General features: G+C 67.5%; 23 protein-coding genes and 2 riboswitches. Of the genes, 11 read left to right on the top strand and 12 right to left on the bottom strand.

What is annotated here, in order from left to right:
• Position 1: 1 nt before the first annotated feature.
• A complete protein-coding gene (locus J6U32_RS17310) occupies positions 2 to 1,366 on the top strand; it encodes a DUF4185 domain-containing protein (protein WP_244332075.1) in 1,365 nt (454 codons plus the stop codon).
• A 37-nt stretch (positions 1,367 to 1,403) separates the two neighbouring features.
• Here the strand turns inward: J6U32_RS17310 and poxB are convergent, their stop codons facing one another.
• Genes poxB through J6U32_RS17295 form a run of 3 tightly spaced genes read right to left on the bottom strand, consistent with a single transcriptional unit; the run spans position 1,404 to position 4,812 of the window.
• Positions 1,404 to 3,155 (bottom strand): ubiquinone-dependent pyruvate dehydrogenase, encoded by a 1,752-nt coding sequence (gene poxB, locus J6U32_RS17305; protein WP_208791417.1) that lies wholly within the window; start codon positions 3,153 to 3,155, stop codon positions 1,404 to 1,406.
• 45 nt (positions 3,156 to 3,200) lie between these two features.
• Positions 3,201 to 4,325, bottom strand: a complete 1,125-nt coding sequence (locus J6U32_RS17300) for a hypothetical protein (protein WP_208791416.1) — start codon at positions 4,323 to 4,325, stop codon at positions 3,201 to 3,203.
• Between the two features lie 58 nt (positions 4,326 to 4,383).
• The gene (locus tag J6U32_RS17295; protein WP_208791415.1) at positions 4,384 to 4,812 is read right to left on the bottom strand and encodes a hypothetical protein; all 429 of its coding nucleotides are present in this window, start codon (positions 4,810 to 4,812) and stop codon (positions 4,384 to 4,386) included.
• Positions 4,813 to 4,907: 95 nt separating this feature from the next.
• Between J6U32_RS17295 and J6U32_RS17290 the strand changes: the two genes are divergently transcribed.
• Together J6U32_RS17290 and mug are read left to right on the top strand one after the other, a co-directional pair.
• Positions 4,908 to 5,258 carry a VOC family protein gene (locus J6U32_RS17290; RefSeq protein ID WP_020171143.1) on the top strand — a complete coding sequence of 117 codons (351 nt, stop codon included), beginning with the start codon at positions 4,908 to 4,910 and terminating at the stop codon, positions 5,256 to 5,258.
• An 18-nt stretch (positions 5,259 to 5,276) separates the two neighbouring features.
• Positions 5,277 to 5,855 (top strand): G/U mismatch-specific DNA glycosylase, encoded by a 579-nt coding sequence (gene mug, locus J6U32_RS17285; protein ID WP_208791414.1) that lies wholly within the window; start codon positions 5,277 to 5,279, stop codon positions 5,853 to 5,855.
• Positions 5,856 to 5,876: 21 nt separating this feature from the next.
• Here the strand turns inward: mug and J6U32_RS17280 are convergent, their stop codons facing one another.
• From J6U32_RS17280 to J6U32_RS17265, 4 genes are all read right to left on the bottom strand, one after another.
• Positions 5,877 to 6,176 carry a DUF503 domain-containing protein gene (locus tag J6U32_RS17280; RefSeq protein WP_208791413.1) on the bottom strand — a complete coding sequence of 100 codons (300 nt, stop codon included), beginning with the start codon at positions 6,174 to 6,176 and terminating at the stop codon, positions 5,877 to 5,879.
• Between the two features lie 73 nt (positions 6,177 to 6,249).
• On the bottom strand, positions 6,250 to 7,080 hold the full coding sequence (ppk2, locus tag J6U32_RS17275) for a polyphosphate kinase 2 (protein WP_006368082.1): 831 nt from the start codon (positions 7,078 to 7,080) through the stop codon (positions 6,250 to 6,252).
• 57 nt (positions 7,081 to 7,137) lie between these two features.
• A complete protein-coding gene (locus J6U32_RS17270; protein ID WP_208791412.1) occupies positions 7,138 to 8,130 on the bottom strand; it encodes a malate dehydrogenase in 993 nt (330 codons plus the stop codon).
• A gap of 50 nt (positions 8,131 to 8,180) precedes the next feature.
• Positions 8,181 to 8,699 (bottom strand): META domain-containing protein, encoded by a 519-nt coding sequence (locus tag J6U32_RS17265; protein ID WP_244332073.1) that lies wholly within the window; start codon positions 8,697 to 8,699, stop codon positions 8,181 to 8,183.
• Between the two features lie 166 nt (positions 8,700 to 8,865).
• Here J6U32_RS17265 and secA2 point away from each other — a divergent pair, with 166 nt between their 5' ends.
• The 8 genes from secA2 (at position 8,866) to gcvP (ending at position 18,800) form a co-directional block, all read left to right on the top strand.
• Positions 8,866 to 11,376: an accessory Sec system translocase SecA2 gene (secA2, locus tag J6U32_RS17260; protein WP_208791411.1), complete on the top strand. Its 2,511-nt coding sequence runs from the start codon at positions 8,866 to 8,868 to the stop codon at positions 11,374 to 11,376.
• Positions 11,373 to 12,017, top strand: coding sequence for a CDP-alcohol phosphatidyltransferase family protein (locus J6U32_RS17255; protein ID WP_208791410.1), 645 nt, complete (start codon positions 11,373 to 11,375; stop codon positions 12,015 to 12,017). Before secA2 ends, J6U32_RS17255 begins: the two co-directional genes overlap by 4 nt.
• A 28-nt stretch (positions 12,018 to 12,045) precedes the next feature.
• Entirely contained in the window at positions 12,046 to 12,450 is a 405-nt protein-coding gene (gcvH, locus tag J6U32_RS17250) for a glycine cleavage system protein GcvH (RefSeq protein ID WP_208791409.1), read from the top strand.
• A 322-nt stretch (positions 12,451 to 12,772) separates the two neighbouring features.
• Positions 12,773 to 13,222: a glycogen accumulation regulator GarA gene (gene garA / locus J6U32_RS17245; protein ID WP_035727025.1), complete on the top strand. Its 450-nt coding sequence runs from the start codon at positions 12,773 to 12,775 to the stop codon at positions 13,220 to 13,222.
• Between the two features lie 43 nt (positions 13,223 to 13,265).
• Positions 13,266 to 13,952 carry a transcriptional regulator FtsR gene (gene ftsR, locus J6U32_RS17240; protein ID WP_208791408.1) on the top strand — a complete coding sequence of 229 codons (687 nt, stop codon included), beginning with the start codon at positions 13,266 to 13,268 and terminating at the stop codon, positions 13,950 to 13,952.
• Positions 13,953 to 14,108: 156 nt separating this feature from the next.
• A complete protein-coding gene (locus J6U32_RS17235) occupies positions 14,109 to 14,609 on the top strand; it encodes a bifunctional nuclease family protein (RefSeq protein WP_006368074.1) in 501 nt (166 codons plus the stop codon).
• 285 nt (positions 14,610 to 14,894) lie between these two features.
• Positions 14,895 to 15,512 (top strand): MerR family transcriptional regulator, encoded by a 618-nt coding sequence (locus J6U32_RS17230; RefSeq protein WP_208791407.1) that lies wholly within the window; start codon positions 14,895 to 14,897, stop codon positions 15,510 to 15,512.
• Between the two features lie 56 nt (positions 15,513 to 15,568).
• A riboswitch (glycine riboswitch) is annotated at positions 15,569 to 15,684 on the top strand.
• A riboswitch (glycine riboswitch) is annotated at positions 15,685 to 15,817 on the top strand.
• A gap of 40 nt (positions 15,818 to 15,857) precedes the next feature.
• Positions 15,858 to 18,800 carry an aminomethyl-transferring glycine dehydrogenase gene (gcvP, locus tag J6U32_RS17225; RefSeq protein WP_208791406.1) on the top strand — a complete coding sequence of 981 codons (2,943 nt, stop codon included), beginning with the start codon at positions 15,858 to 15,860 and terminating at the stop codon, positions 18,798 to 18,800.
• A 49-nt stretch (positions 18,801 to 18,849) separates the two neighbouring features.
• Here the strand turns inward: gcvP and J6U32_RS17220 are convergent, their stop codons facing one another.
• From J6U32_RS17220 to J6U32_RS17200, 5 genes are all read right to left on the bottom strand, one after another.
• Positions 18,850 to 20,040, bottom strand: a complete 1,191-nt coding sequence (locus J6U32_RS17220) for a hypothetical protein (protein ID WP_208791405.1) — start codon at positions 20,038 to 20,040, stop codon at positions 18,850 to 18,852.
• 82 nt (positions 20,041 to 20,122) lie between these two features.
• Positions 20,123 to 22,312: a malate synthase G gene (locus J6U32_RS17215; RefSeq protein WP_208791404.1), complete on the bottom strand. Its 2,190-nt coding sequence runs from the start codon at positions 22,310 to 22,312 to the stop codon at positions 20,123 to 20,125.
• 98 nt (positions 22,313 to 22,410) lie between these two features.
• Complete coding sequence (locus J6U32_RS17210) at positions 22,411 to 23,352, bottom strand: 3-methyladenine DNA glycosylase (protein WP_208791403.1); 942 nt, start codon at positions 23,350 to 23,352, stop codon at positions 22,411 to 22,413.
• Between the two features lies 1 nt (position 23,353).
• Complete coding sequence (locus J6U32_RS17205) at positions 23,354 to 24,430, bottom strand: hemolysin family protein (protein WP_208791402.1); 1,077 nt, start codon at positions 24,428 to 24,430, stop codon at positions 23,354 to 23,356.
• Positions 24,427 to 25,866, bottom strand: a complete 1,440-nt coding sequence (locus J6U32_RS17200; RefSeq protein WP_208791401.1) for a hemolysin family protein — start codon at positions 25,864 to 25,866, stop codon at positions 24,427 to 24,429. The genes J6U32_RS17205 and J6U32_RS17200 overlap by 4 nt, the downstream gene beginning before the upstream one ends.
• Positions 25,867 to 25,868 lie beyond the last annotated feature (2 nt).

Raw genomic sequence — 25,868 nt, 5'->3', positions numbered from 1 at the left:
CATGAACATCCGTTTCGTTCGACGCGCTCGCGTGGCGGCGGTCGCCGTGGTCGTGTCGACCATGATGGTGGGCGGCGGCATGCTCACCGGGACCGGCGCCGCGAACGCCGCGCCCTGCGGCAACGGTGGCACCGGGTCGACCGGATCCCTGGGATCGAGCGGCTCGCTGGGGTCGGGATCGGCAGGCTCTGGATCACTGGGTTCGGGATCGGGTGGTTCGAGCAATCCCGACACCGGTCCGCAGGGGAATCTGCCGGTCTACCGGGGACCGAGTACCAACACGGTCGCCTGGATCACCGGGCCGAAGAGTCCGAACCGGACCTTCTCGCGGTTCGGCATCTCCGGCACCGATCTCGGGATCAGCTGGGACAACGGTTCCGGGCAGACGCTGATGGCGTTCGGCGACACCTTCGGTGATTGCGCGGTCGCCGGACAACAGTGGCGCCACAACGTGTTGCTCCGCTCCAACGACGACGACTTCACCGACGGGGTCAGCGTGCCCGACGCGGTGCCCGGCGTCACCGAGTCGGGCAGTGTGGTCGGTGCCGACGCCCCGAACTTCGCGACGCAGCTGATCCCGGCCATCGGGGTCAGTCAGGTGGAGGTCACCACCATCCCGACCGCAGCCATCTCGCTGCCGGACGGCAACGGCGGCTACACGCAGTACATGAACTACATGTCCGTGCGATCGTGGGGTGACGCGGGCCATTGGGTCACCAACTTCTCCGCGATCGCCTACTCCACCGACAACGGGCAGACATGGGACACCGATCCCAACACCATCCTGATCAACGCTCCGGTGACCCTCGCGCTCCCGGGCGCCCTGCGTGAGGTCACCTACAACAACGGAAAGTTCCAGCAGAGCGCCTACTTCCGTGGGCACGGAGCCGATGCCGGCTACATCTACCAACTCGGCACTCCCAACGGACGATTCGGTGCCGCATTCCTCGCCCGGTTCGTACCGGGGGACATCCGCAATCTCGAGAACTACGAGTACTGGACCGGCAGCGGGCCCGGACGGGGATGGAAACGTGACATCACCGCCATCCCCGACGACGGTTCGGCGCAGATCCTGCCGCCGCCGGTCACCGAGGCGTCGGTCTCCTGGAGCCCCTACCTGAACAAGTACATGATGCTCGACGGGGACAACGGGATTCGCATCCGTACCGCCGATCATCCCGAGGGCCCGTGGAGCGCTCCCACCTACCTGGTGCCGCCCGTCGCACTCGTCGTGTACGGGCCGATGATCCAGCCGCACTCACCGGCGATCCTCGGCACCGGAAAAGACCTGTACTTCAACGCCTCCCGGTGGAGTGACTACAACGTCATGCTGCTGCACTCGGATCTGTCGAAGATCCCGCACTGACAGGCGACCACACGTGTCGCCGGCGCCGATACCCGGGTCAGTCGTCGGGTGTGGCTGCGTCGAACAGGCGGCGGAACAGATTGGTCTCGGCGAGGTCGACGAGCTCGTCACCACGACCGGACAGCACCGTGCGGATGGCGTACAACGTGAAGCCCTTGGCCTGCGCGGCGGTGATGGTCGGCGGGATCGACAACTCCTGGCGCGCAGTCGCGACGTCGAGGACGGCCGGACCGTCGTGGGCGAGGAACGCGCGCACGGCCTCGTCCAACTCGCCGGGATGCTCGACCCGCCGTCCGTAGATGCCCAACGACTGCGCGACGGCGGCGAAGTCGGGGTTCTCGAGGTCGGTGCCGTAGTTGACGAAGCCGGCCGCCTTCATCTCCACCTCGACGAAGTTCAATGACGAATTGTCGAAGATCACGACCTTCACCGGAAGCCGGTTCTGGGTCAGCGTGATCAACTCACCGAACAGCATCGTCAGCCCGCCGTCGCCGGCGAGTGCGATGACCTGCCGGCCGGGAAGCGACGCCTGCGCGCCGACGGACTGCGACAGGGCGTTGGCCATCGATCCGTGTGTGAACGACCCGATCAGCCTGCGGGATCCGTTCATCGTCAGGTAGCGCGCGGCCCACACCACCGGCGACCCGACATCGGGGATGAAGACCGCGTCGGGATCGGCGTACTTGCTGAGCAGCATCGTCAGGTATTGGGGGTGGATGGGTGTCTTGCCGTCGTCGACGGCGAGTTCGTCGAGAGACGTCCGCGCCTTCGCGTAGTGCTCGAGGGCGGTACTCAGATGCTCCGACGGCCGCTCGCGCCTCAGCAGCGGGGTCAATGCCGTGAGGGTGTCGGCGACACTGCCGACCAGCCCGATGTCGACGCGCGTGCGCCGCCCGATCTGCTCGCCACGGATGTCGAGCTGGATGATGGTCGCCTCGGTGGGGAAGAACTGCTGATACGGGAAGTCGGTGCCGAGCATGACCAGGGTGTCGCACTTCTCGATGGCCCGATAGCCGGAGGAGAAGCCGAGCAGCCCGGTCATCCCGACATCGAACGGATTGTCGTACTCGAGGAACTCCTTGCCACGCAAGGCATGCACGATCGGCGCCTGCAACGCATCGGCGAACGCCACCACCTGGTCGTGGGCGCCGGCCGTGCCCGCGCCGGCCAGGATGGTCACCCGTTGCGCCCCGTCGAGATGGTCTGCCACTCGGCGCAATTGGTCGTCGGTGGGCCGAATCACGTTGGGAATCGCGCGGATCGGTGAACGATTCTTGCGGCGCGCGGTCTTGGCCAGGAAGATCTCGCCCGGGACGATCAGGACGGCGACGCCGCGCTGTTCCACGGCCGTGCGCATGGCGATGTCGAGCAGCCGTGGCAGTTGTTCGGGTGTCGAGACCATCTCGCAGAACGAACTGCACTCGGTGAACAATCGCTCGGGGTGGGTCTCCTGGAAGTATCCGCTGCCGATCTCGGCGGCGGGGATGTGCGCGGCGATGGCCAGTACCGGCACCCGCGATCTGTGTGCGTCGTAGAGACCGTTGATCAGGTGCAGATTGCCCGGTCCGCAGCTACCCGCACAGACGGCGAGTTCGCCGGTGAGTGCCGCGTCGGCCGAGGCCGCGAACGCCGCGGTCTCCTCGTGTCGCACGTGCACCCAGCGGATCGTGCCGTCTTTTCGCAGGGCATCAGTGAAACCGTTCAACGAGTCGCCGGGGATGCCGTACACGCGCTCGGTACCCGAGGTGCGCAGGGTCTCGACGATTTCGGCAGCGACGGTGTGGGCCAAGGGATCTCCTCAGTTGTGGGTGTCGGTGACGTCGGCCGATCGGCCTCAGGCCGATCGGAATCGGAGCCCGGCGACGGCGGTGCCGTTCCAGAGGGAATTGGTGATCTCGTTGTTGCGCACCGGGATCACCTCGCCGCCGTGGTCGAGTACGGTCACCACGATGTCGGACAGCACATCGTGACCGGAGTCGTCGAATGTGACCTCGCCGGTTCGGCTGTCGACGGTGCCGAGCACATCGACGGTGAAGTCGTAGAGCAGTGTCGACACCGCGCCGGAGGTGGCGGCACGGCTGATGTCGGCCAGGTCGGTGGCCACCAGTCCGGAGGAGACCCCGTCGGCGATGCGATCGAGGACGGCGTTGTTCCGCTCGGCATTGAGCGCGGGCATCTCGGCGCGGATGGCGGCGTCGATGCGGTCGGCGTGCAGTTCGTCGGGTGCGCCTGGTATGGCGACGACACGACGTGTTGACTCGATGTTGCGATACAGATCGAGTAGCGGATCGGCGGCGAACAGGAACAACGGTCGCTCGCCGTGCGGATCTCGGGGCGCCAGTTCGATTTTCACGGCCTCGGCCACACGCTTGGCATACTGCTCGAGCAGGACCTTCTTGCCTTCGTCGCCGACGAGGCGGCGAACATGGCCCCGGTCACGGATGGTGGCGCGATTGGTGGCGTCGGCGGCATCGACGGCGTGCTCACCGCTGAGCTCGAGTTCGGTGGCCACCGTGGTCGCGGTGGCCTCCCACAGATTCCATCCGTTGGCGGAGAGGGTCAACCCGAAGGCCGATTGTGTCGCGGTGACCGCCCGTACGATCTGCCCGAGATCGAAGTACGAGCCGACCTGGGACTGGTTCTCCAACCGATTGGGCAGGGAGAAGATCTCGACCTGGTCGGGGGTCAGGAAGATCGCCACCGACCGCGACAAACGCGCCCACACCTCGTCGGAACGGACCTTCTCCCACTGGGCGCGCAATGACTCCTCGACGGCGTGGCGAATCCCGTTCTCCCGCAGGGTTCGGATGGACTGGTCAAACGCGCTCTTGGCGTTCAGATAGCTGGTGTCGCGGGTATCCGGTGCCGGTGAGGTCTCGGCGTAGATCGTGATCGCGTTCTCGCGCGGTGTCCCGAGCTCCTTGAGATCGTCGAGGGTCGGAAGTGTGAAGCGGGCCATGGTCCGTCCTTTCGGGTCGTCCGTACGGCTGCCCCCTCACTGTAACCACGACAGCAGTTCACTCGTGTGGTTTGCGTCGGGTGATCACCGATGGGCCGAGGACCTCTGCGCCGAGATCGGTTACGCGACCCCGCAATTCGCGGTCCGCGGTGACCACTGCGATCCTATGTGTGCGCAGTCGGCGCACCACGTCGACGATCGCGTCATCACCCGAGCCGTCGGCGTCGACGACGGTGACCGACGCGGTCGAGGCGACACCCCGCGCCCGGCCTTCGACGACCAGGACGATGTTCACCGGCCCCTCGAACCCCGCGACACCGGAGTCGGCGATATCGGCGAGCCGATCTCGCACGCGTTCGGTGGCCCCGCGCCGGTCACGCCACCATCCGTCGGGCACCGAACCGACGACGTTGGCGGCATCCACGACGAGGACCGGTTGTCGGTGGCCGAGGTCTGTGGAATTGTCGTCGAGGTCGCTGGGTCGCATGACCCATGCACTCACGACGGCTCGCGCCGGTCAACCCGTGACGCCGAACAACCAGGTGAATGCACCATCACGCATGATTCGGCTACGGTCGAGACATGAGCCTCGCCATCGGCATGATCACCATCGATTCGCTGGACCCGGTACGACTCGGCCGGTGGTGGGCCGACGCGATGGGCGGCACCGTCGTCGCCGAGAACGAGGGCTACTTCGTGATGGTCTCCCTCGGCGAGGGGGCGCCGACGTTGGGTTTCCAGAAGGTGGAGGAGCCGACGCCGGGCAAGAACCGAGTGCACCTCGATCTCACGGCCGACGACCGCACTGCTCAAGCTCAGCGACTCGTCGATGCCGGTGCCACACGCATCGGTGAACACGAGATCGACGGGTTCGCGTGGATCACCCTGGCCGATCCCGACGGCAATCAGTTCTGCGTCGCCTCGGGCCACTGATCGCACGCATCTGCATCGATGGGTTTCACCAGGGCGCAATTACTCTCCCACCGCGACGAGCGGATCGACGACCTCCTCGGTCCCGGCTGTCGACTGCTGTTCGTGGGGATCAACCCCGGGCTCTGGAGCGCGGCCACCGGCGCGCACTTCGCCCGGCCGGGTAATCGCTTCTACCCGGCGCTGTACCGCGCCGGGATCACCGACCACGTGATCGATGCGTCGTCGGGCATGAGCGAGGCCGATGGCGCGGCTCTCCTGAACGCGGGGATCGGCATCACGAACGTGGTCGAGCGGGCCACCGCAGCGGCCGCCGACCTCTCCGCCGACGAATTGCGCTCGGGCGGGCAACGATTGCGCTCGACCGTTGCCCGGATCGCTCCGCGGGTGGTGGCGATCCTCGGAATCACGGCCTACCGCACCGCATTCGGGCAGCGCACCGCAACGCCCGGACGACAGCCCGACACCCCGGACTGGGCCGGGGCGCAGCTGTGGGTGGTACCCAACCCCAGCGGGCTCAATGCCCACGAGACCGTGGACTCGCTGGCTCGGGCCTATCGAGAGGTTGCCGTGGCCGCCGGGGTCGTCACCGACGCCTGAGACCCTGCGGTCGTCGCGGCGTCACTCGATGTCGCCCGACTGCAGCACGCGAATCCGGGCGGAGAGCAACTGCACCTCGGGGCGCGCGGCGGCATAGCGTTCCACCGCATCGAGTATCTCCACCGCATGCGCCCGGTCCGGGGACACGACGGCAACCCCGATCCCCGTGCGCCGGTGCACCTCCCGGTGATCCACCTCGGAGATGGCGACGGAGAACCGCGACTTCATCTCGGCGATGATCGGTCGGATCACCGACCGCTTCTGCTTGAGCGAATGAACATCACCGAGCAGGTAATCGAACTCTGCGAAACCGATCCACATCGTCGGGTGATGCTACGCCCCGCCCGCACGGAGGCGCCACGCGGGGGCGATCCGGGCGTGCGGGTTCGCGGGATCACTCAGGCGAGCCCAGCAGGGTGGCCACGTGGTCGGGAACATATTTCGACAACGACCGCGGGGGCCGGTGGTAGTTGCCGGTCTCGATGGGATGTTTGGGCAGGTTGACCTTGGGGCTCGGGACCTCGTGATACTCGATGGTCGAGAGAAGATGCGAGATCATGTTGAGGCGAGCGTGCTTCTTGATGTCGGATTCGACGACGTACCACGGGCAGATCGAGGTGTCCGTGTGCACCATCATCTCGTCCTTGGCGCGGGAGTAGTCCTCCCACCGGTAGACCGACTCGAGATCCATGGGGCTCAACTTCCATTGCCGCACAGGGTCGTTCATCCGTGCTCGGAACCTGCGGAGTTGCTCGTCGTCGGAGACCGAGAACCAGTACTTGCGCAACAGGATTCCGTCGTCGATGAGCATCTGCTCGAAGATCGGTGTCTGACGCAGGAAACGCGTGTGCTCCTCGGGGGTGCAGAACCCCATCACCTTCTCGACGCCGGCACGGTTGTACCAGGATCGGTCGAACAACACGATCTCGCCCGGGGCGGGAAGGTGCGCGACGTAGCGCTGGTAATACCACTGTCCCCGTTCACGATCGGTGGGGGCGGGCAGGGCGGCGACCCGCGCGACCCGCGGACTCAGGTATTCGGTCACCCGCTTGATGGTGCCGCCCTTGCCCGCGGCGTCGCGCCCCTCGAAGATGACGACGACCCGGGCTCCGGATTCGCGCACCCACTCCTGCAGTTTCACCAGTTCGGTCTGCAACCGGAACAGCTCCGCCTCGTACACCGAGGTGGAGATCTTGACCTTGTCCGGCTTGCCCTTCTTTGCCATGCGGAGAAGCTTAGGCCGCGCACGGCTCCCGTGCGCCCGACACGGCGGAGGCGGTTCTCACGCGGTCGAGAGTTTGGCCACGGCGTCGAGTTCGCCCTCGAGCTCGGCGACGGAGGCATCGATCCGGGCACGGGAGAAGTCGTTGATGTCGAGGCCCTCGACGACTTCCCACCGGCCGCCGACGGCCCGCGCGGGAACCGAGCTGACGAGCCCCTCGCGAATGCCGTACGCGCCGGTCGATGGCATCGCGACCGACGTCCAGTCGTCCCCGGCGGTGCCCAGGACCCAGTCGTGGACGTGATCGATGGTCGCGTTGGCCGCGGAGGCGGCCGAGGATGCGCCGCGCGCCTCGATGATGGCGGTGCCCCGGGTGGCGACGGTCGGGATGAAATCCTCGACGAGCCATCGCTCGTCGGCGGCGATCTCGGCGCCGGGGGTGTCGCCGACCCGGGCGTGGAAGATGTCGGGGTACTGGCTCGCCGAGTGGTTGCCCCAGATGGTGACGCGACTGATCCGGCCGACCGGGGTCCCGGTACGCCGGGCGACCTGGGCGATCGCACGGTTGTGGTCCAGCCGGGTCAGCGCGGTGAATCTCTCGGCGGGAACGTCGGGGGCGTTGGCGGCGGCGACCGCCGCGTTCGTGTTGGCCGGATTACCGACCACGATCACCCGGATATCCTGTGCCGCCACATCATTGATGATCCGACCCTGCTCGGCGAAGATCGCCGAATTGGCGGCGAGCAGCTCTGCGCGCTCCATCCCCTTGGTCCGGGGCCGGGCGCCGATGAGAAGCCCGAACTGGGCGCCGTCGAACGCATCGCGGGCGTCGTCGAAGATGTCGATCGACTCCAGCAACGGAAATGCGCCGTCCTCGAGTTCCATGGCCGTGCCCTCGGCGGCGGTGACCGCGGCAGGCAACTCCAGCAGCCGCAGACGCACCGGACGATCGTGGCCCAGCATCGCGCCGGCGGCGATGCGGAACAGCGAGGCGTAACCGATACTGCCGGCGGCTCCGGTCACGGTCACGACGGCGGGACTGGCATCGGGCATGGTGGGTCCTGTCTGCGAGGGGTTGTCGGTGGTTCGGTGCTGCGCGGTACTCAGGGGTGATCTCGGGCCAGGACGACCACGGTCTCCGGGGTGTCGGCGGACGCGGGTGCGGTCAACGTCAGGGCAGTGGTGTCGAGGTGCCAGACCAGCGGTTGGCTGGTGAAATGTGACAGCCAGGCGTCGGCGCCCTCGCGTGGAGGCGGACACGCCATCATCGTCGATGCCAGTGCACCGACCCGAAGCGTGGTGATCGGTTCCGTGCCGGGTGCGGAACCGGTGTGCAGCGCCGCGCCGCCCACGTGCCGATTGCAGCCGGCGGTCATCGAGATCCGCCCGGCATCGCCGAAGGCGATCACGAGCGGTCCGCCGCCGGGGATCGCCGCACCCGACACCGAGACCGAGGTGAAGGACGCGCCCGCGGGAAGAGCCTGCGGCGCGGCTGGATCGCCGGGTGCCGAATCCGGGTCGCGCAGAACGGTGATCGCCACCGCGGCGGCCACGACAGCGAGGATGGCCGACATGGCGACGGTGCCGGAGACAGTGCTGCGTCGTGACCAGGGGAAGACCACGATGGCCACCGTAGTCGACGTATTCTCCGCCTGCCGTTCTCGACATCCGGCCGACGGGGATCGGCACGGTGGATTCACCGTCCCACGGTGGGCGTCACGGCGGTGGCACCGGCCGCGTACCGTGGACGGCGATTCGATCCGGGAACAACTGGTAGGAGAACGCTCGGTGGGAAAGCTGACGAACAGCATGTGGCGTTTGCTGGGGGCACAGAGTTCGCGGAACCAGTCCAAGTCGTTGAGCCTGCTCAAGGATGCCGAGGCACACACCGACTGGGCGGCCGACCTCGACGACGCGGACTTCCGCGCGGAGGCGGAGAAACTCGACATCGGCGCCGACGGGGGAGATCGCGCGAAGTTCCTCGCCCTCGCCCGCGAGGCCGCCGACCGGTCGCTGGGACTGCGGCCGTTCGACGTCCAGCTGCAGGGTGCGTTGCGCCTGCTCGACGGTGACGTCATCGAGATGGGCACCGGAGAGGGCAAGACGCTCGCCGGCGCGATCGCCGCCGTCGGTCACGTCCTGGAAGGCCATCGCGTCCACGTCATCTCGGTGAACGACTACCTCGCGACCCGCGACGCGGAGTGGATGACCCCACTGTTCGCCGCCTTCGGTATCACCGTGCACGCGGTGTCGGAGAATTCGAGTCGCGCCGAGCGCAAGCAGGCCTACGACGGCGACGTCACCTATGGCTCGGTGAACGAAATCGGCTTCGACGTGCTGCGCGATCAGCTCGCGATTCATGCCGACGAACTCGTCTCGCCGACCCCCGACGTCGCGATCATCGACGAGGCGGACTCGGTGCTCGTCGACGAGGCGCTCATTCCGCTGGTCCTCGCCGGAACCGCCGACGTCGAGGTGCCCGATCAGGCCATCCACGACGTGGTCGCGCGGATGAAGAACAAGCACTACGAGATCGACGTCGAGGGACGCAACGTCTCGCTCACCGACGAGGGCGCGGCCTTCGTCGAGGAGGAACTCGGCGGCATCGATCTCTACGACGAAGAGCATGTCGGCACGACGCTGGTCCACGTCAACGTCGCCATGCACGCCCACCACCTTCTCGAGCGCGACGTGCACTACATCGTGCGCGACGGCGGCGTGCACCTGATCAACGCCTCCCGCGGTCGGGTGGCCCAGCTGCAGCGGTGGCCCGACGGCATGCAGGCGGCCGTGGAGATCAAGGAGGGTCTCGCCCAGACCGACTCCGGTGAGGTCATCGACACCATCACCGTGCAGGCGTTGATCGGCCGCTACCCGACGGTGTGCGGCATGACCGGTACCGCGCTGGCCGCCGGTGAGCAGTTCCGGCAGTTCTACGACCTGCGGGTCTCGCAGATCCCACCGAACACCCCCAACATCCGCAAGGATCTGCCCGATCGGGTCTACGACACCAAGGCCAACAAGGTGGAGGCCGTCGTCGCCTACGTCAAAGAGGTCCACGAGACCGGTCAGCCGGTCCTGATCGGTACCCACGACGTCGCCGAGTCCGAAGAACTCGCGTACTTCCTGGAGAAGGCCGGCGTGGGATGCGTGGTCCTCAACGCGAAGAACGACGCCGAAGAGGCCAAGATCATCGCCGAGGCCGGCACCAAGGACGCCGTCACCGTGTCGACGCAGATGGCCGGACGCGGCACCGACATCCGATTGGGCGGGTCCTCGGACGACGAGACGGCCCGCGAGGAGATCATCGAACTCGGCGGACTGTGCGTTGTCGGCACCGGGCGGCACGACACCGAACGTCTCGACAACCAGCTGCGTGGCCGCGCCGGCCGTCAGGGCGACCCGGGCATGTCGGTGTTCTTCAGCAGCCTCGAGGATCCGGTCGTCACCAAGAATCTCTCGTTCAAGCGTGATCCCGTCGCGCAGTCCGAGGACGGATCGATGGGATCGAAGGGAATCGACCTCATCGAGCAGGCGCAACGCGTGGCCGAGGGCGTGATGCTCGAACTGCACGCCAACACCTGGCGCTACAACCAGCTGGTGAATCAGCAACGCGAAATCGTGGTCAAACGCCGGATGGAGGTGTTGACCACCGATACCGCGCTGAAGGAACTCCGTGATCTCGAGCCGCAGCGCTATGCCGAACTCACCGGAACCGCCGAGGCCGCCAGCGAGTCGAAAACCGATGAGTCGAACACCGACGAGAAGGTCGGTGCCGAGAAGAACGATGCCGAGGCCGGGGCGGACGAGAAGGCCGTCGACGCGCAGGAATCCGACGGCCCGGCGACCGAGGACAGTGCCGCCGAGGAGACCACGACCGCCGAGCCCGACGCGACCGAGGAGAAGTCGCGGTGGATTCCCGTCGAACCGCTCGCCGATGACGTTCTCGAGCAGGCCGCTCGCGAGATCATGCTGTACCACCTCGATCGCGAATGGGCCGATCACCTCGCCTTCGTCTCCGACGTCCGGGCGAGCATCCACCTGCGGGCGATCGGGCGGGAGAGTCCGCTCGACGAATTCCACCGGCTCATCCTCGCCGAGTTCTCCGAACTGCCGACCCGGGCGATCGACAAGTCGCGCAAGACCTTCCGCGAGGCAGTGATCACTCCCGACGGGGTCGACCTGGGAGCCGCCGACCTGCACCGGTCGACGATGACGTGGACCTATATGGTCCACGACAACCTGTTCGCGTCCGGCGGCGCCAAGACACTGCAGGGAATCATCGGTATCTTCCGGTGACCGGACCCGGGGGAGGCGACGACGGCCCGGTGACCGCAGAGGCGTCCGGCGCCGACCGCATCCTCACCGTGCCCAACGCGCTCAGTGTGTTGCGGCTGGTTCTCATCCCGGTCTTCATCTGGCTGGTGATCGTCGAGAAGGCCGACGGATGGGCGTTCGTCGTGCTGTTCGTGTCCGGGGTCACCGACTGGCTCGACGGGAAACTCGCCCGGCTGCTCGACCAGTCGTCACGGCTCGGCGAACTGCTCGACCCCGCTGCCGATCGCCTCTACATCGTGGTCATCCCGATCTGTTTCGGGCTGCGCGACTTCGTGCCGTGGTGGTTGATCGGCGTCATCATCGCGCGGGACGTGCTGCTGTTCGCGAGCGCACCGCTGTTGCGTTCGCGCGGACTGGTGGCCCTGCCGGTGCTCTACGTCGGCAAGGCCGCGACCTTCGCCCTGATGAGCGCCTTCCCGTGGCTGCTTGCCGGACAACTTGATTCGGTGGTCGGCACCATCTGCTATCCGATCGGCTGGGCCTTCCTGATCTGGGGGGTCGGAATGTATCTGTGGTCGTTCGTGCTCTATTGGGCCCAGACGATCATGGTGATGCGCATGATGCCGCGACTCGACCGGGTCTCCTCGGCCGGAGCGGGTTAAAGTCTCGAACGAACAGAAAGGGGGCACAGTGACCGAAACCAACGTGCCGGCCGAATTGACCTACACACCCGAGCATGAATGGGTCCGTCGGGTCTCGCCCACGACCGTCCGGATCGGGATCACCGACTTCGCCCAGGAACAGCTCGGTGACGTCGTCTTCGTGCAGTTGCCCGAGGTCGGGTCGGAGGTGGAGGCCGGCGAGTCGTTCGCCGAGGTCGAGTCGACCAAGAGCGTGTCCGACATCTTCGGGCCCCTCAACGGGACGATCGCGGCCGTGAACGACGAACTCGAGTCGACGCCGGATCTGGTCAATTCCGAGCCCTACGAGGCCGGCTGGCTCGTCGAGATCGCGGTCGAGGAGTCCGGCGAACTCGACGCTCAGTTGGGCGACCTGCTCGACGCCGAAGGATACCGGCAGGTCATCGACGGCTGAGTGGAGACACCCGGGGCGACGCGTAGGTCTCGCCCCGAGGGGCGGCGGCCGGGCCCGATCCACCGGATACGCGGTGGCGTAAGGGGAAACGCGCCCCAACGGTCGTGGTCGTCGGATCCGGGCGGCTATGATCAATCGGTGTCTGCCGGGTCTGATGGGTCGGGTCGGCGCGAAACGGTAGGTTGGATTCGGGCGCCGACAAGGTGCGACGAACCGACTGCCCGCGCGTCGGGTACCCGGTTCCCCGACCCGCTTCGGACGCGGCCGAGCGCCTCGACGGCGCCGCGATCGACAACAGCGCACTTCGGACGACGAAGGAGAGATAGTGAGCGATAACGACAAGGACTTCGAGGCGCCAGTGGAGACCACGTCGGTCTTCCGCGAGGAGTTCATCAACGAACTCGACTCGGCCGGCACCTCGAGTGAGCCCGCCGATACCGGGGTCGAGCGACTCTCACCCGGCACGGCGCTGCTTGTCGTCAAGCGCGGTCCGAACGCCGGGTCCCGGTTCCTGCTCGACCAGGCGACCACCTCCGCGGGCCGCCACCCCGACAGCGACATCTTCCTCGACGACGTCACCGTGAGCCGTCGGCACGCCGAGTTCCGGCTGTCCGATGCCGAGTTCCAGGTGGTCGATGTGGGCAGCCTCAACGGCACCTACGTGAACCGTGAACCGGTCGACACCGCGACGCTGAGCAACGGCGACGAGGTGCAGATCGGCAAGTTCCGGCTCGTGTTCCTGAGCGGCCCGCGCGACGGTTCCGCTTCCTAGGCACGTGCCGGCCTCCCCAGCAGGGCAGCGCGGCGACGGACCGATGTCCATCGGGTCGGTCCTCGCACTGCTGCGTGAGGACTTTCCCGACGTCACGATCTCCAAGATCCGATTCCTCGAGTCCGAGGGACTGATCAGTCCGGAGCGGGCGCCGTCGGGCTATCGACGATTCAGTCAGGCGGACTGCGATCGCTTGCGCTTCGTGCTGACCGCGCAACGCGATCGATATCTGCCGCTGAAGGTCATCAAGGAACAACTCGACACGATCGATCACGGCAACGACGGGCCGGCCGGCAACGGCACACGGCTGCTGTCGTCGGCCCGTTCGGCGGTGGCGCCGGCCACCGACTTCGGGACTCGTGGAGACCGGGTGTCCCGGGAGTCGTTGATGGAGCGCACGGGCGTGGATTCCGCATTCGTGACCGAACTCCAGCGCGGTGGGCTGCTGACTCCCGGACCCGCCGGGTTCTTCGACGAGGACGCGGTGCGGCTGGTGGAAGCCGCTGCGGCACTGGCGAGCTACGGCGTCGAGACGCGGCACCTGCGTGCGTTCAAGGTCTCCGCCGACCGTGAGGCCGGGCTGGTCGCCCAGATCGCCAGTCCGATCGCCAAGGGCAAGGGCACCGGCGCTCGCGATCGCGCCGAGGAGCTGGTGCGTGAGATCGCGGCGCTCTCGGTCACTTTGCACACCCAGCTGGTCAAGGCGGCCGTCCGGGACGTCCTGGACTGACGTCTCGCCCGGACTTCCGTTCCCGTTCATCGGCCGGACCGATGGTCCGGCCGGACCGACTCGACCGTCGCGTGGCGGTGGTGCGGTGTAGCGTCGAGAAGGACCCATCGGGTCAACGAGAATCGGTTCCGTCGTCATCGGGTGGAGGTGCATGACATGAGCGAAATGCGCGTGGTCGGTATCCGCGTCGAGCCGCCACAGAGTCAACCCGTGTTGTTGCTGCGTGAGGTCGACGGGGCACGATATCTGCCGATCTGGATCGGGCAGAGTGAGGCCGCATCGATCGCGCTGCGGCAGAAGGGGATCGAGCCGCCGAGGCCGTTGACCCACGATCTGATCGTCAACCTCATCGAGGAGTTCGGGCAGACCCTCGTCGAGGTACGCATCGTCGACATGCAAGAGGGCACGTTCTACGCCGAGATGGTCTTCGCCAATGACCTGCGGGTGTCGGCGCGGCCCTCGGATTCGATCGCGGTCGCCATGCGCGCCGAGGTCCCGATCATCGCCGACGAGGAGGTCCTCGCCGAGGCGGGTCTGCTCATCCCGGACGAGGACACCGACGAAGCGCCGAACGAGAAGGACGACGAGGTCGAGAAGTTCAAGGAGTTCCTCGACAACGTCTCACCCGACGACTTCAAGGCGAGTGGCGGCGCCTGATCCGCGCGAGGTGAGCCGGTCCGCTGTCGGCGGTAGCGACACATCACGGATCGGCAACCGTCTGGTCTCCGTCTGCCTCCATCTCAAGTAGAGGTTGAGCCTCGTGGCGCGTCGCGTTGATTCGGGGTCGCCGGCAGGCATACCGTCAGTCCCGGATCGCCGCAGGACATCCGTGGCGAGCAGGACATCGATCGGCGCGCGGGCGCGTACAGTGGACCACCAAGGGTGGCCGACTAATGCGCATGCCCGTCCGACCGGTTCTCAAGGTGTGGCGAGGAGTCTGCAGTGGGCGATCAGCCGAAGGACAACGGTGCGAGCGGGGATCGTGGCGCGCCGCGAACGGCGACGCAGGGAAGCCTGGAGGACATCGCTCCCGGCCTGTTTCCCAATGACACGGTGCCCGACGAGCTGATCGGTTACCGCGGGCCGAGCGCCTGCCAGATCGCCGGCATCACCTACCGTCAGCTCGACTACTGGGCACGCACCTCGCTGGTCGTCCCGTCGATTCGCGGTGCCGCCGGGTCCGGCAGTCAACGGCTCTACTCGTTCAAGGACGTCCTCGTCCTCAAGATCGTCAAACGTCTGCTCGACACCGGGATCTCCCTGCAGAACATCCGCGTCGCGGTCGACCATCTGCGTCAGCGGGGGGTCGAGGACCTCGCGCGCATCACCCTGTTCTCGGACGGGACGACGGTGTACGAGTGCACCTCTGCCGAAGAAGTCGTCGACCTGCTCCAGGGCGGTCAGGGCGTCTTCGGGATCGCGGTGAGCGGAGCGATGCGCGAACTCACCGGCACCATCTCCGAGTTCCCCGGTGAACGGGCCGACGGTGGCGTCACCGAAACCGCGCCGGAGGACGAGCTCGCCGCACGCCGCAAGAGCCGCACGCGCCGCACCGGATAGCCATCTCGTGGCGCGCTGCACCCGCCGGGTTACCCGACGGTAGACTGGACGGGCGCCGCTGCATCACGGGAGAGCGTCGCCGCCCACGCCTCGGAGCCGAGGCCACGCGGTGACCGCCGAAGGAGCAATACCTCTCCGTCAAACTCTCAGGCACCCGGACCGTGATGGACGCCGGCGTCTCTGGAAAGTGACGAGCAACTCGTCCGCCCACGGTGAAAGGCCACACGTGTCGGTGACGCCGCGTACGGCCGAATCTCTCAGGCGCCGGCCGGATCTGCGATCCGCGGCATGACAGAGGGGGAGGACCGAACGATCCGGTGCCCGGATCCCGTGAGAGGTCCCGTCATGACCCGTCTGTCCGAATCCCAGTCACCCGTGGAATCCCGGTCGCCCGTCGAATCCCGGTCGCCCGTCCCGTCGGCCTTCGTCGACCGTCATGTGGGCCCCGACGACGCGGAGACCGCGCACATCCTGGGCACCATCGGCGTGTCGGGTCTCGACGAACTCGCCGCGCGCGTGGTGCCCGCGGTGATCGCCGATTCGCCCGACGACAACGGCCTCGACGCGCTTCCGCCGCCGGTCACCGAACACCAGGTGCTTGCCACCCTCGCCGAACTCGCCGCGCGCAACACGGTCTCCCGCTCGATGATCGGGCTGGGCTACCACGACACGCTCACCCCGCCGGTGATCCGTCGCAACGTGCTGGAGAATCCGGCCTGGTACACCGCCTACACCCCCTATCAGCCCGAGATCAGCCAGGGGCGCCTCGAGGCACTGCTCAACTTCCAGACCATGGTCTCCGACCTCACCGGCCTCGAGGTCGCGAATGCGTCGATGCTCGACGAGGCGACCGCGGCCGCGGAGGCGATGACGCTCATGCGTCGGGCGGGCAAGTCGAAATCGGCGCGGCTGGTCGTCGACGCCGACCTGTACCCGCAGACCAGGGCGGTCATCGAGACCCGTGCCGAGCCGTTGGGTATCGAGATCGTCGAGGCGGCATTGCATCCCGGGCTTCCCGGGTACGGTCTGCCCGCCGACGACTTTTTCGGCGTGGTGCTGCAGGTGCCGGGTGCGTCCGGTCGCATCATCGACGCCGCGCCGATCATCGAGGCCGCCCACGAGGCCGGGGCGCTCGTCGCGGTGGGCGCCGACCTGTTGGCATTGACCCTGATCACCCCGCCCGGTGAGCTGGGCGCCGACGTCGCCTTCGGTACCACCCAGCGGTTCGGTGTGCCCATGGGCTTCGGTGGCCCACATGCCGGATACCTCGCGGTGCGTACCGCCCACACCCGGCAGATGCCCGGACGACTCGTCGGGGTGTCCAAAGATGCCGACGACAACCTCGCCTATCGGCTGTCGCTGCAGACGCGTGAACAGCACATCCGCCGCGAGAAGGCGACCAGCAACATCTGTACCGCACAGGTCCTGCTGGCCGTCATCGCGGCGATGTACGCCGGATATCACGGACCGGAAGGATTGCGCGCCATCGCGATTCGGGTCCATGAGCGAGCTGCGCAGATCGCCGACGCACTCACCGCCGCCGGCTTCGCCGTCGAGCACTCGACCTTCTTCGACACGGTGGCCGTCCGAATCCCCGGCGGTGCCGACCGGATCGTTGCCACCGCCCGTCAAGCCGGGATCGCACTGTGGCGCGCGGACGCCGACACCGTGCGCATCGCCTGCGACGAGACCACCACCGAGGACGACGTGCGCACCGTGCTCGCGGTCTTCGATTCGGCCGGTGTGCGGCCCCGGCAGTTCGCCCAGCCGATCGCGACGCGCACGAGCGACTACCTCACGCACCCGGCGTTCAACCGCCACCGCACCGAGACGTCGATGCTGCGATACCTGCGCGCCCTGTCCGACAAGGACATCGCGCTCGACCGCAGCATGATCCCGCTCGGGTCGTGCACGATGAAGCTCAACGCCACCGCCGAGATGGAACCCATCACCTGGCCGGGCTTCGCCGGACTACACCCGTTCGCCCCGGCCGAGGACAGTGCGGGCATCCGCGAGCTGATCGCGACCCTGGAATCGTGGCTGGTAGCCATCACCGGCTACGACCGGGTGAGCCTGCAACCCAACGCGGGTTCACAGGGTGAGTATGCGGGTCTGCTGGCGATCCGTGGCTATCACCACAGCCGCGGCGACACCGACCGCGACGTGTGTCTGATCCCGTCGAGTGCGCACGGCACCAACGCGGCCTCGGCGGTGATGGCCGGGATGCGGGTGGTCGTGGTGGCCTGCCGCACCAACGGGGACGTCGACGTCGAGGATCTGCGGACCAAGATCGCCGAGCACGGCACGCGCCTGGCCGCGATCATGATCACCTACCCGTCCACCCACGGCGTGTTCGAACACGACATCGCCGACATCTGTGCGGCCGTCCACGACGCCGGCGGTCAGGTCTACGTCGACGGAGCCAACCTCAATGCGCTCGTCGGCGTCGCCCGTCCGGGGCGTTTCGGCGGCGACGTGAGTCATCTGAACCTGCACAAGACGTTCTGCATCCCGCACGGGGGCGGCGGGCCCGGGGTGGGTCCGGTCGCGGTGCGCCGTCATCTCGCGGCGTTCCTCCCGGGCCACCCGCTCGCCCCGGAGTTGCCCGACGGCCCGACGATCGCCGCCGCACCCTACGGCTCCGCGTCGATCCTGCCGATCACCTACGCCTACATCGCGATGATGGGCGCGGCCGGTCTGCGTCGGGCGACGCTGACCGCCATCGCCTCGGCCAACTACATCGCGCGTCGTCTCGCCGATCATTATCCGGTGCTCTACACCGGCCACGAGGCCGGCGCCGGGGACACCGGTGAGGTCGGCGGCTGGGTGGCGCACGAGGCGATCCTGGATCTGCGTCCGCTGACCAAGGAGACCGGGGTGACCGTCGACGATGTGGCAAAACGATTGGCCGACTACGGCTTCCACGCGCCGACGATGAGTTTCCCGGTGGCCGGCACGCTGATGGTCGAGCCGACCGAGAGTGAGAACCTCGACGAACTCGACGCGTTCTGCGACGCGATGATCGCGATCCGCGCCGAGATCGACGCCGTGGCCGCGGGCACCTGGCCCGCGGAGGACAACCCGCTGCGAGGGGCACCGCATACCGCGGAGTGCCTGGTCGGCGAGTGGGATCATCCGTACTCCCGGGAGCTGGCCGTGTACCCGCAGGGCCTGCCGTCCGCGGGCGGGCGAGCCAAGGTGTGGCCCGCGGTGCGCCGCATCGACGGGGCCTTCGGTGACCGCAACCTCGTGTGCAGTTGCCCGCCGGTGGCGGCATTCGCCGAGTGACACAGGTGCCCGGGTGTCATACGTGGGGTGGTGACGCCCGGGCGGCCGGTCAACCCTCGCTGGTGCCGTACATGAGCTTGTTGATCGTGACGATGGCCTGATCCTCCGGGTTGGGCATCGGATCGTCGGTCATCGGGAAGGCGACCGTCGCGGTCTTCGGCGGTAGTGGGGCATCGCCGCGGAAACCGAGGCCGGTCAATGCCCGCAGGTGCTCGGGTTTCTCGGCATAGCCGAGGAATTCGGAGATCGCGGCGCTGGCGAACTGCGGGACCTGATCGCCCTTGAGATGCAGGACGGGGAAGTCGGCGATCGGGGTTGGGCCGTCGGGGATCACCTCGGCGAGCCGGGTCTTGGCATCGTCCTTGGTCAGCTGGTACAGCCGTTGCTCGGTGATGGGCACGGCATGGATGGGTGCGCTCGCCGGGTCGGCGGCGGTGGCGATCGCGGTCGCCGCTCCCGCCGGTGAACCATCGGGGGAGCGCGGAGCGGTTCGGGTGAGTGCGTCGATGCTGGAGGACACCCGCGTCGAGGCGGCGTCGGCAGCGGTCAGGGTGCCGACACTGTGGGTCACCCGCATCGCCACCGCCTGCGCGGCGAGGACACTCGGATCCGATTGGCCCTCACGCGGCATCGACATACGCAACGACCCCCACCCGCGCAGCCCGAGGTCGTCGAGACTGTCGTCGCGGCTCTGCAGCGTCGGGAGCTGTCCCCAGTCGAGTTGGCCGGTGAGCTTCGCGCCGAGTTCCGGAGCGGTCGCGAGCACCACCGGCGAGGTCACCAGCGAATCGGGATCGCCGTCCACCAGATCGGGTTTGGCGGTCGTGAGCTGGGCGGCCCACACCGATGACTGGGGCACCCATGCGGCCGGATACGGACCCATCGACGCGGTGTCCCAGCTGCCGGTCAGACCGTCGAGGGTGATCTTGGCGTCGCGGGCGGCGACCGCGATGCGGACACAGTGATCGCGCACCACCGGAGTGGTCGCCGAATATGCCTGCGCGATGGCCTCGAGTCCCGGCGCGATGTCGGGGTCGGCGAGGACGGTGACCGTGGCCGGACCGTCGACGCATTGGGCGGCCGCGGCATCGGCCTCACGGTCGACGTGATCACCGATGCGGAACCACACCACCACACACGCGGCGATCAGGACTGCCGACAACAGAACCATGACCAGGCCGCGGCTCACCCCGCGATGCCGCAGCCTGTTCTTGTCATCGTCGACGCGATGGTGTGCCACCCGTTGGTCCTCCGTTGTCCGACCGGCCCGGGCACACCCTATGGCATGTCAGGGCCGGTCGGAAACCTCACGCAGCGCCGAATCAGCCCTGAGCAGCCGCTTTGAACTCGCGTCGGCGACGATGCAGGATCGGCTCGGTGTAACCGCTGGGCTGGGTGGTGCCCTCGAGGATCAGCTCCTTGGCCGCCTGCCAGGCGATGTTGGTGTCGAAGTCCGGGGCCATCGGCCGGTAATCGGGGTCGCCCTCGTTCTGCCGGTCGACCACCGGGGCCATCCGCTTGAGCGCGTCGACCACGTCGTCGGCGGTCACGATGCCGTGCCGGATCCAGTTGGCGAGGAGCTGACTCGAGATGCGCAGCGTCGCACGGTCTTCCATCAGTGCGATGTCGTGGATGTCGGGGACCTTGGAGCACCCGACACCGTGGTCGATCCAACGCACCACGTAGCCGAGGATGGACTGACAGTTGTTGTCGAGCTCCTCGCGCTTCTCCTCATCGGACCAATCGGTCCTCGGGGCGAGCGGGATGGTGAGGATGTCATCGACCGACGCCGGATCCCGCTTGGCGATCTCGTCCTGGCGCTCGAAGACGTCGACGAGGTGGTAGTGCATGGCGTGCAGTGTCGCCGCCGTCGGTGAGGGCACCCACGCAGTGGTCGCGCCGGCCTTGGGCTGGCCGATCTTCTGCTCGACCATGTCGGCCATCAGATCGGTCATCGCCCACATGCCCTTGCCGATCTGCGCCTTGTGCTGCAGGCCGGCGGCCAAACCGGTGTCGACGTTGAAATCCTCGTAGGCGAGAATCCACTTCTGCTTCTTCATCTCGCCCTTGCGGATCATGGCGCCGGCCTCCATCGAGGTGTGGATCTCGTCGCCGGTGCGGTCGAGGAAGCCGGTGTTGATGAACACCACCCGCTTCTCGGCGGCCTTGATCGCGGCCTTGAGGTTCACCGTGGTGCGGCGCTCCTCGTCCATGATGCCGACCTTGAGGGTGTTCTCCGGCAGACCGAGGACCTTCTCGACGCGGCCGAACAGCTCGACGGTGAAGGCGACCTCGTCGGGGCCGTGCATCTTCGGCTTGACGATGTAGATGGACCCGGTCCGGGAGTTCTGCACACCCGACTGGGTGGACAGTCCGTGGATGCCGGCCAGCGAGGTGACCAGGGCGTCGAGGATTCCCTCGGGGACCTCGTTGCCGTCGGCGTCGAGGACCGCCGGGTTGGTCATCAGGTGACCGACGTTGCGGACGAACAGCAGCGAGCGGCCGTGCAGGTCGAAGCCGGTCCCGTCGGGTGCGGTGTACTCGCGGTTGCCGTTGAGGCGGCGGGTGAAGCTCTTGCCGCCCTTGGTCACCTCTTCGGCCAGGTCGCCCTTGTTCAGGCCGAGCCAGTTGCGGTAGCCGAGCACCTTGTCGTCGGCGTCGACCGCGGCGACGGAATCCTCGAAGTCCATGATCGTGGTGATCGCCGACTCCATGACCACGTCCTTGATGCCCGCCGGGTCGGTGGAGCCGATGGGGGAGTCCGGGTCGATCTCGATGTCGAGGTGGAGGCCGTTGTGGCGCAACAGGATCGACGACGGTGAGGACGCCTCCCCGCGATAACCGGCAAACGCCGACGGGTCGGCGAGGATGGCCGTCGATCCGTCGGCCAGCGTCACCGACAGCGCGCCGTCGACGACGGCGAACGCGGTCACGTCGGTGTAGCTGCATTGTTCGAGCGGAACCGCCTTGTCCAGGAAGTCCTTTGCGTAGGCGATGACCTTGTCGCCGCGAACCTTGTTGTAGGACTTGCCCTTCTCTGCGCCGTCGGTCTCCGCGATGACGTCGGTGCCGTAGAGGGCGTCATACAACGATCCCCAGCGCGCGTTGGAGGCATTGAGCGCGAAGCGGGCGTTGAGGACGGGCACCACCAGCTGTGGGCCCGCGGTCTCGCTGATCTCGCGATCGACGCCGGCGGTGCTGATCTGGAAGTCGTCGGGTATCGGCACGAGGTAGCCGATCCCGGTCAGGAAGTCCTTGTACTCACCGAAGGTGGCGGCATCGGAGAAATCGGCACCCTGATGGTCGCGGTGCCAGGTGTCGATCTTGGCCTGTAGATCATCGCGGACGGCGAGCAACGACTTGTTCTTCGGGGCGAGGTCGGCGACGACCTCGGCGGCCCCGGACCAGAAAGTGTCGGCGTCTATACCGGTGCCCGGCAACGCCTCATCGTTGACGAAGTCGTAGAGGACTCGAGAGACCTGCAAGCCGTTGACGGTGATCCGGTCAGACATGTGCGCCTTCCTTCGTGTGGTCCCCACAGCGCTCACCCCCGGTGGCACCTGGGTGCCCGGACGGGGTGTGAACTCGTGGTTCTGCGGTGTGCGGCCCCCTATGTTACTCGTCGGGAAACATCGCCGAGGGCCCCGGTCGGCTGCGCGCTGCGTGGTTCGCCGACGCCGGGCAGGGCCTCGATCGCCGCGAGGATTCGCGTGCGGACCGCAGCGGCGCGGCGGGTGAGCGCGGTTTGCTCGCGGACGTAGTGCGCACGCCCGGCCGCGGTCTCCACCGCGATCGGCTCGTATCCCAGTGACCGCAGATCGTAGGGGCTCGCGCGCATGTCGATCTCCCGCGCGTCGCGGGCGAGTTCGAAGGCGTCGAGGGTCAGCGTCGCATCGAGCAGCGGGGCCAGGGTGAAGCAGGTGCGGTAGAGGTCCATCGACACATGCAGGCACCCCGGTTGATCGGTGGCGAGGCGGTCGTCGGGGTCCAGGGGACGTTCGTTGCGGGGGCGGGCGGGTTCGGTGAAGAACCGGAACGCGTCGAAGTGGGTGCAGCGCAACGGCATGGCCTCGACCACCGCGTCGGTGCCCGCGGCACCGAGTCGCAGCGGGTGATCGTGGCGGATGTCGTTGGTGCGGTACACCATTGCCCACTCGTGCAGCCCGAAGCACCCGAGGCGTGCGGGCCGGGCGGCGGTCGCGGTGAGCACTTCGCGTGCCGAGCGCACGGCGTCGAGGCGGCGATGCAGGTAGTGCGGATCGACGGTGACGCCCGTCGGTGTGCGGTGGTAGCCGCGAAGCGTGCCGACCTCTCGCGCCCAGGCCTGGTCGCGGGCGGTGTCGTCGATGCGCAGGACGATCCCGTATCCGGGATGCCACCGCCGCACGTGGGAGGGACGTGACGAGTAGTAGGTGAACAGGAAGTCGAGGACCGGATGGCGGTGACCTCGGCGGCGCTCGCGCAGGTACGGACCGATCAGTTCCTCGACGCGCCGGCCGTGGGCGTCGAGGAGTGCGTGCCACCGTGCGGGAGCGAGGATCTCGCCGATCACGTCAGATCCGGTGGGTCTCGTCGCGGACCGTACCCACGAACTCCTCGACGAGGTCTGCCAACGCAACGATCCCGACCGTGCGGCCGGTGTCGTCGACGACCGCACCCAGATGCGAGCTGGTCCGGCGCAGGACGCCGGTGGCCTCGTCGAGCGGGGTGTCGGCGGCGATCACCGGCAGCGGGCGGACCTTGTCGACACCGATGACGGTGTCCGGGCCGATCCGTTCGTCGAGGATGTCGTCGAGGATGTCCTTCAGGTGCAGATAGCCGGTATAGGTGCCGTCCGGGCCACGGACCGGGAACCGTGAGAACCCGGTGGCGCTGACCGCACGCTCGACCGCGCCGAGGGTGGGGCCACTGCCGCCGGTCTGCGGGTCGCGCTCGACGTCGACGCTGCGCATCCGGTCCAGGGGGATCATCACCTCGGCGACGGTTCGGCTCACCGAGCGCAGCGCGCGGTCGAGGCGGTCGTGCTCCTCGGCGTCGATGAGACCCTCCTCGCGGGACTCGCCGAGCATCTGGGCGAGCTCGACGGGCGACACCGACGAATCGAGCTCGTCCTTGGGTTCCACGCGCATCGCGCGCAACGTGATGTTCGCCAGCCAGTTGTAGACGCCGATGAACGGCCGCGCGATCTTGATGAACGCCAGATGCACCGGTACCAGCAGCATCGCCGAGGTCTCCGGTCCGGCGAGCGCGATGTTCTTGGGCACCATCTCGCCGAGCAGGATGTGTAGGACCACCACCAGTGCGAGGGCGATCGCGAAGGCGATCGGATGCACCACCTGCTCGGGGATGTGCACCAGGTCCAAGGGCCCCTCGATGAGATGGGCCACCGCGGGTTCGGCGACACGTCCGAGCAGGATCGAGCAGACGGTGATGCCCAACTGTGCTCCGGCCAGCATCAACGACAGGTGCTCGCCCGTCCGGATCACGGTGCGGGCCCGGGCCTTGCCGTCCTCGGCGAGCGCCTCGAGCCGGTCGCGTCGCGCGGAGATGAGCGAGAACTCCGCGCCGACGAAGAAGGCGTTGCCGGCCAGCAACACCACCGCCAGGACGATGGCGCCGATGTCGTTCATCGCTCACCTGCCGTGTCGGAGTTCCAGTGGAAACGCGCGGCCAGTGACTCCGAGGCGGGTTCGTCGGAGATCGGCTGCAGCGACACCACGTCGACCCGCCTGCCGTCCATCTCGGTCACCGTCGCACGCCAACGTTGATCGCTGAGTTCGTCGGCGTCGTCGGACTCGTCGTCGTCATCGGGGTCGATCACCGGTGTCCGCAGCGGCAGTTCGACAGTGTCGCCGGCCTGCGGGATGCGGCCGAGAACGAACATCACCAGACCGCCGAGGGTGTCGTAGGAGCCGTCCGGCGCCCGATAACCCGTGGCCTCGTACAGCTCGTCGACCCGCAAGAGACCCGCGCAGAGATAACCCTCCCCGTCGGCCTGGACGTCGGGGTGTTCGTCGTCGTGCTCGTCGGTGACATCGCCGAGGATCTCCTCGATGAGATCCTCGGTCGTCACGATGCCCGCGGTCCCGCCGTACTCGTCGATGACCACGCACATCTCCATGCCGTCGGCGCGGATGCGTTCCATGAGCGCGTCGCCGTCCAGCGTCACCGGTACCCGGCCGACGGGACGGGCCAGGGCGGCGACGGTGGTCCTCGACTGCTCGTCGGGGGCGACGGTGAAGGCCTGCTTGATGTGCACGACGCCGATGAGCTCGTCGAGGTCGCCGTCGTCGACGACGGGGAACCGGGAATGCCCGGTGGCCGAGCAGGCGATGACGAGGTCACGCACGCTGGCGTCACGGTCGAGGCATTCCACCGTGACGCGCGGGGTCATTAGATCCTCGGCGGTGAGTTCGCCGAAGCGCAGCGAGCGGTTCACCAGGGTCGCGGTGTCCTCGTCGATGGAGCCCTGTCGCGCCGAGTTGCGCACCAGCGACGCCAACTCCTGCGGCGAACGTCCGGAGCGGAGCTCTTCGGCCGGCTCGATACCGAGGCGGCGGACCACCCAGTTGGCCGAGCCGTTGAGGCCGTTGATGACGTAGCGGAACATCGCCGAGAAGATCGTCATCGGTCCGGCCGTCGCGCGGGCCACCGACAACGGATGGGCGATGGCGAGATTCTTCGGCACCAACTCGCCGAGCACCATCGACAACGAGGTCGCGATGAGCAGCGACAGCGCCAGGGAAATACCCCCGGCAGCGCCGGAGCCGAGACCCAATGCCTGCAGTCCGGGTGTGATCAGTTGCGCCAGAACGGGTTCGGCGATGTAGCCGGTGACCAGCGTGGTGATGGTGATGCCGAGTTGAGCTCCGGAGAGCTGGAACGACAATGTGCGATGGGCGCGCTGCACCATCCGCGCGCGGCGGTCGCCACGAGTGGTGACGTCGGAGTCGACGGCCGATCGTTCGAGCGCGGTGAGTGAGAACTCCGCGGCGACGAACAGCGCGGTGCCCAGGGTGAGCGCGACGAAGCCGACCAGGCCGGCGACGTAGAGGACGATCTGCACCA

The organism is Gordonia polyisoprenivorans, assembly GCF_017654315.1.
Lineage (GTDB): Bacteria > Actinomycetota > Actinomycetes > Mycobacteriales > Mycobacteriaceae > Gordonia > Gordonia polyisoprenivorans_A.
The sequence above is the reverse complement of the archived record's forward strand: the minus strand, read 5'-3'. Positions and strand labels throughout refer to the sequence as shown.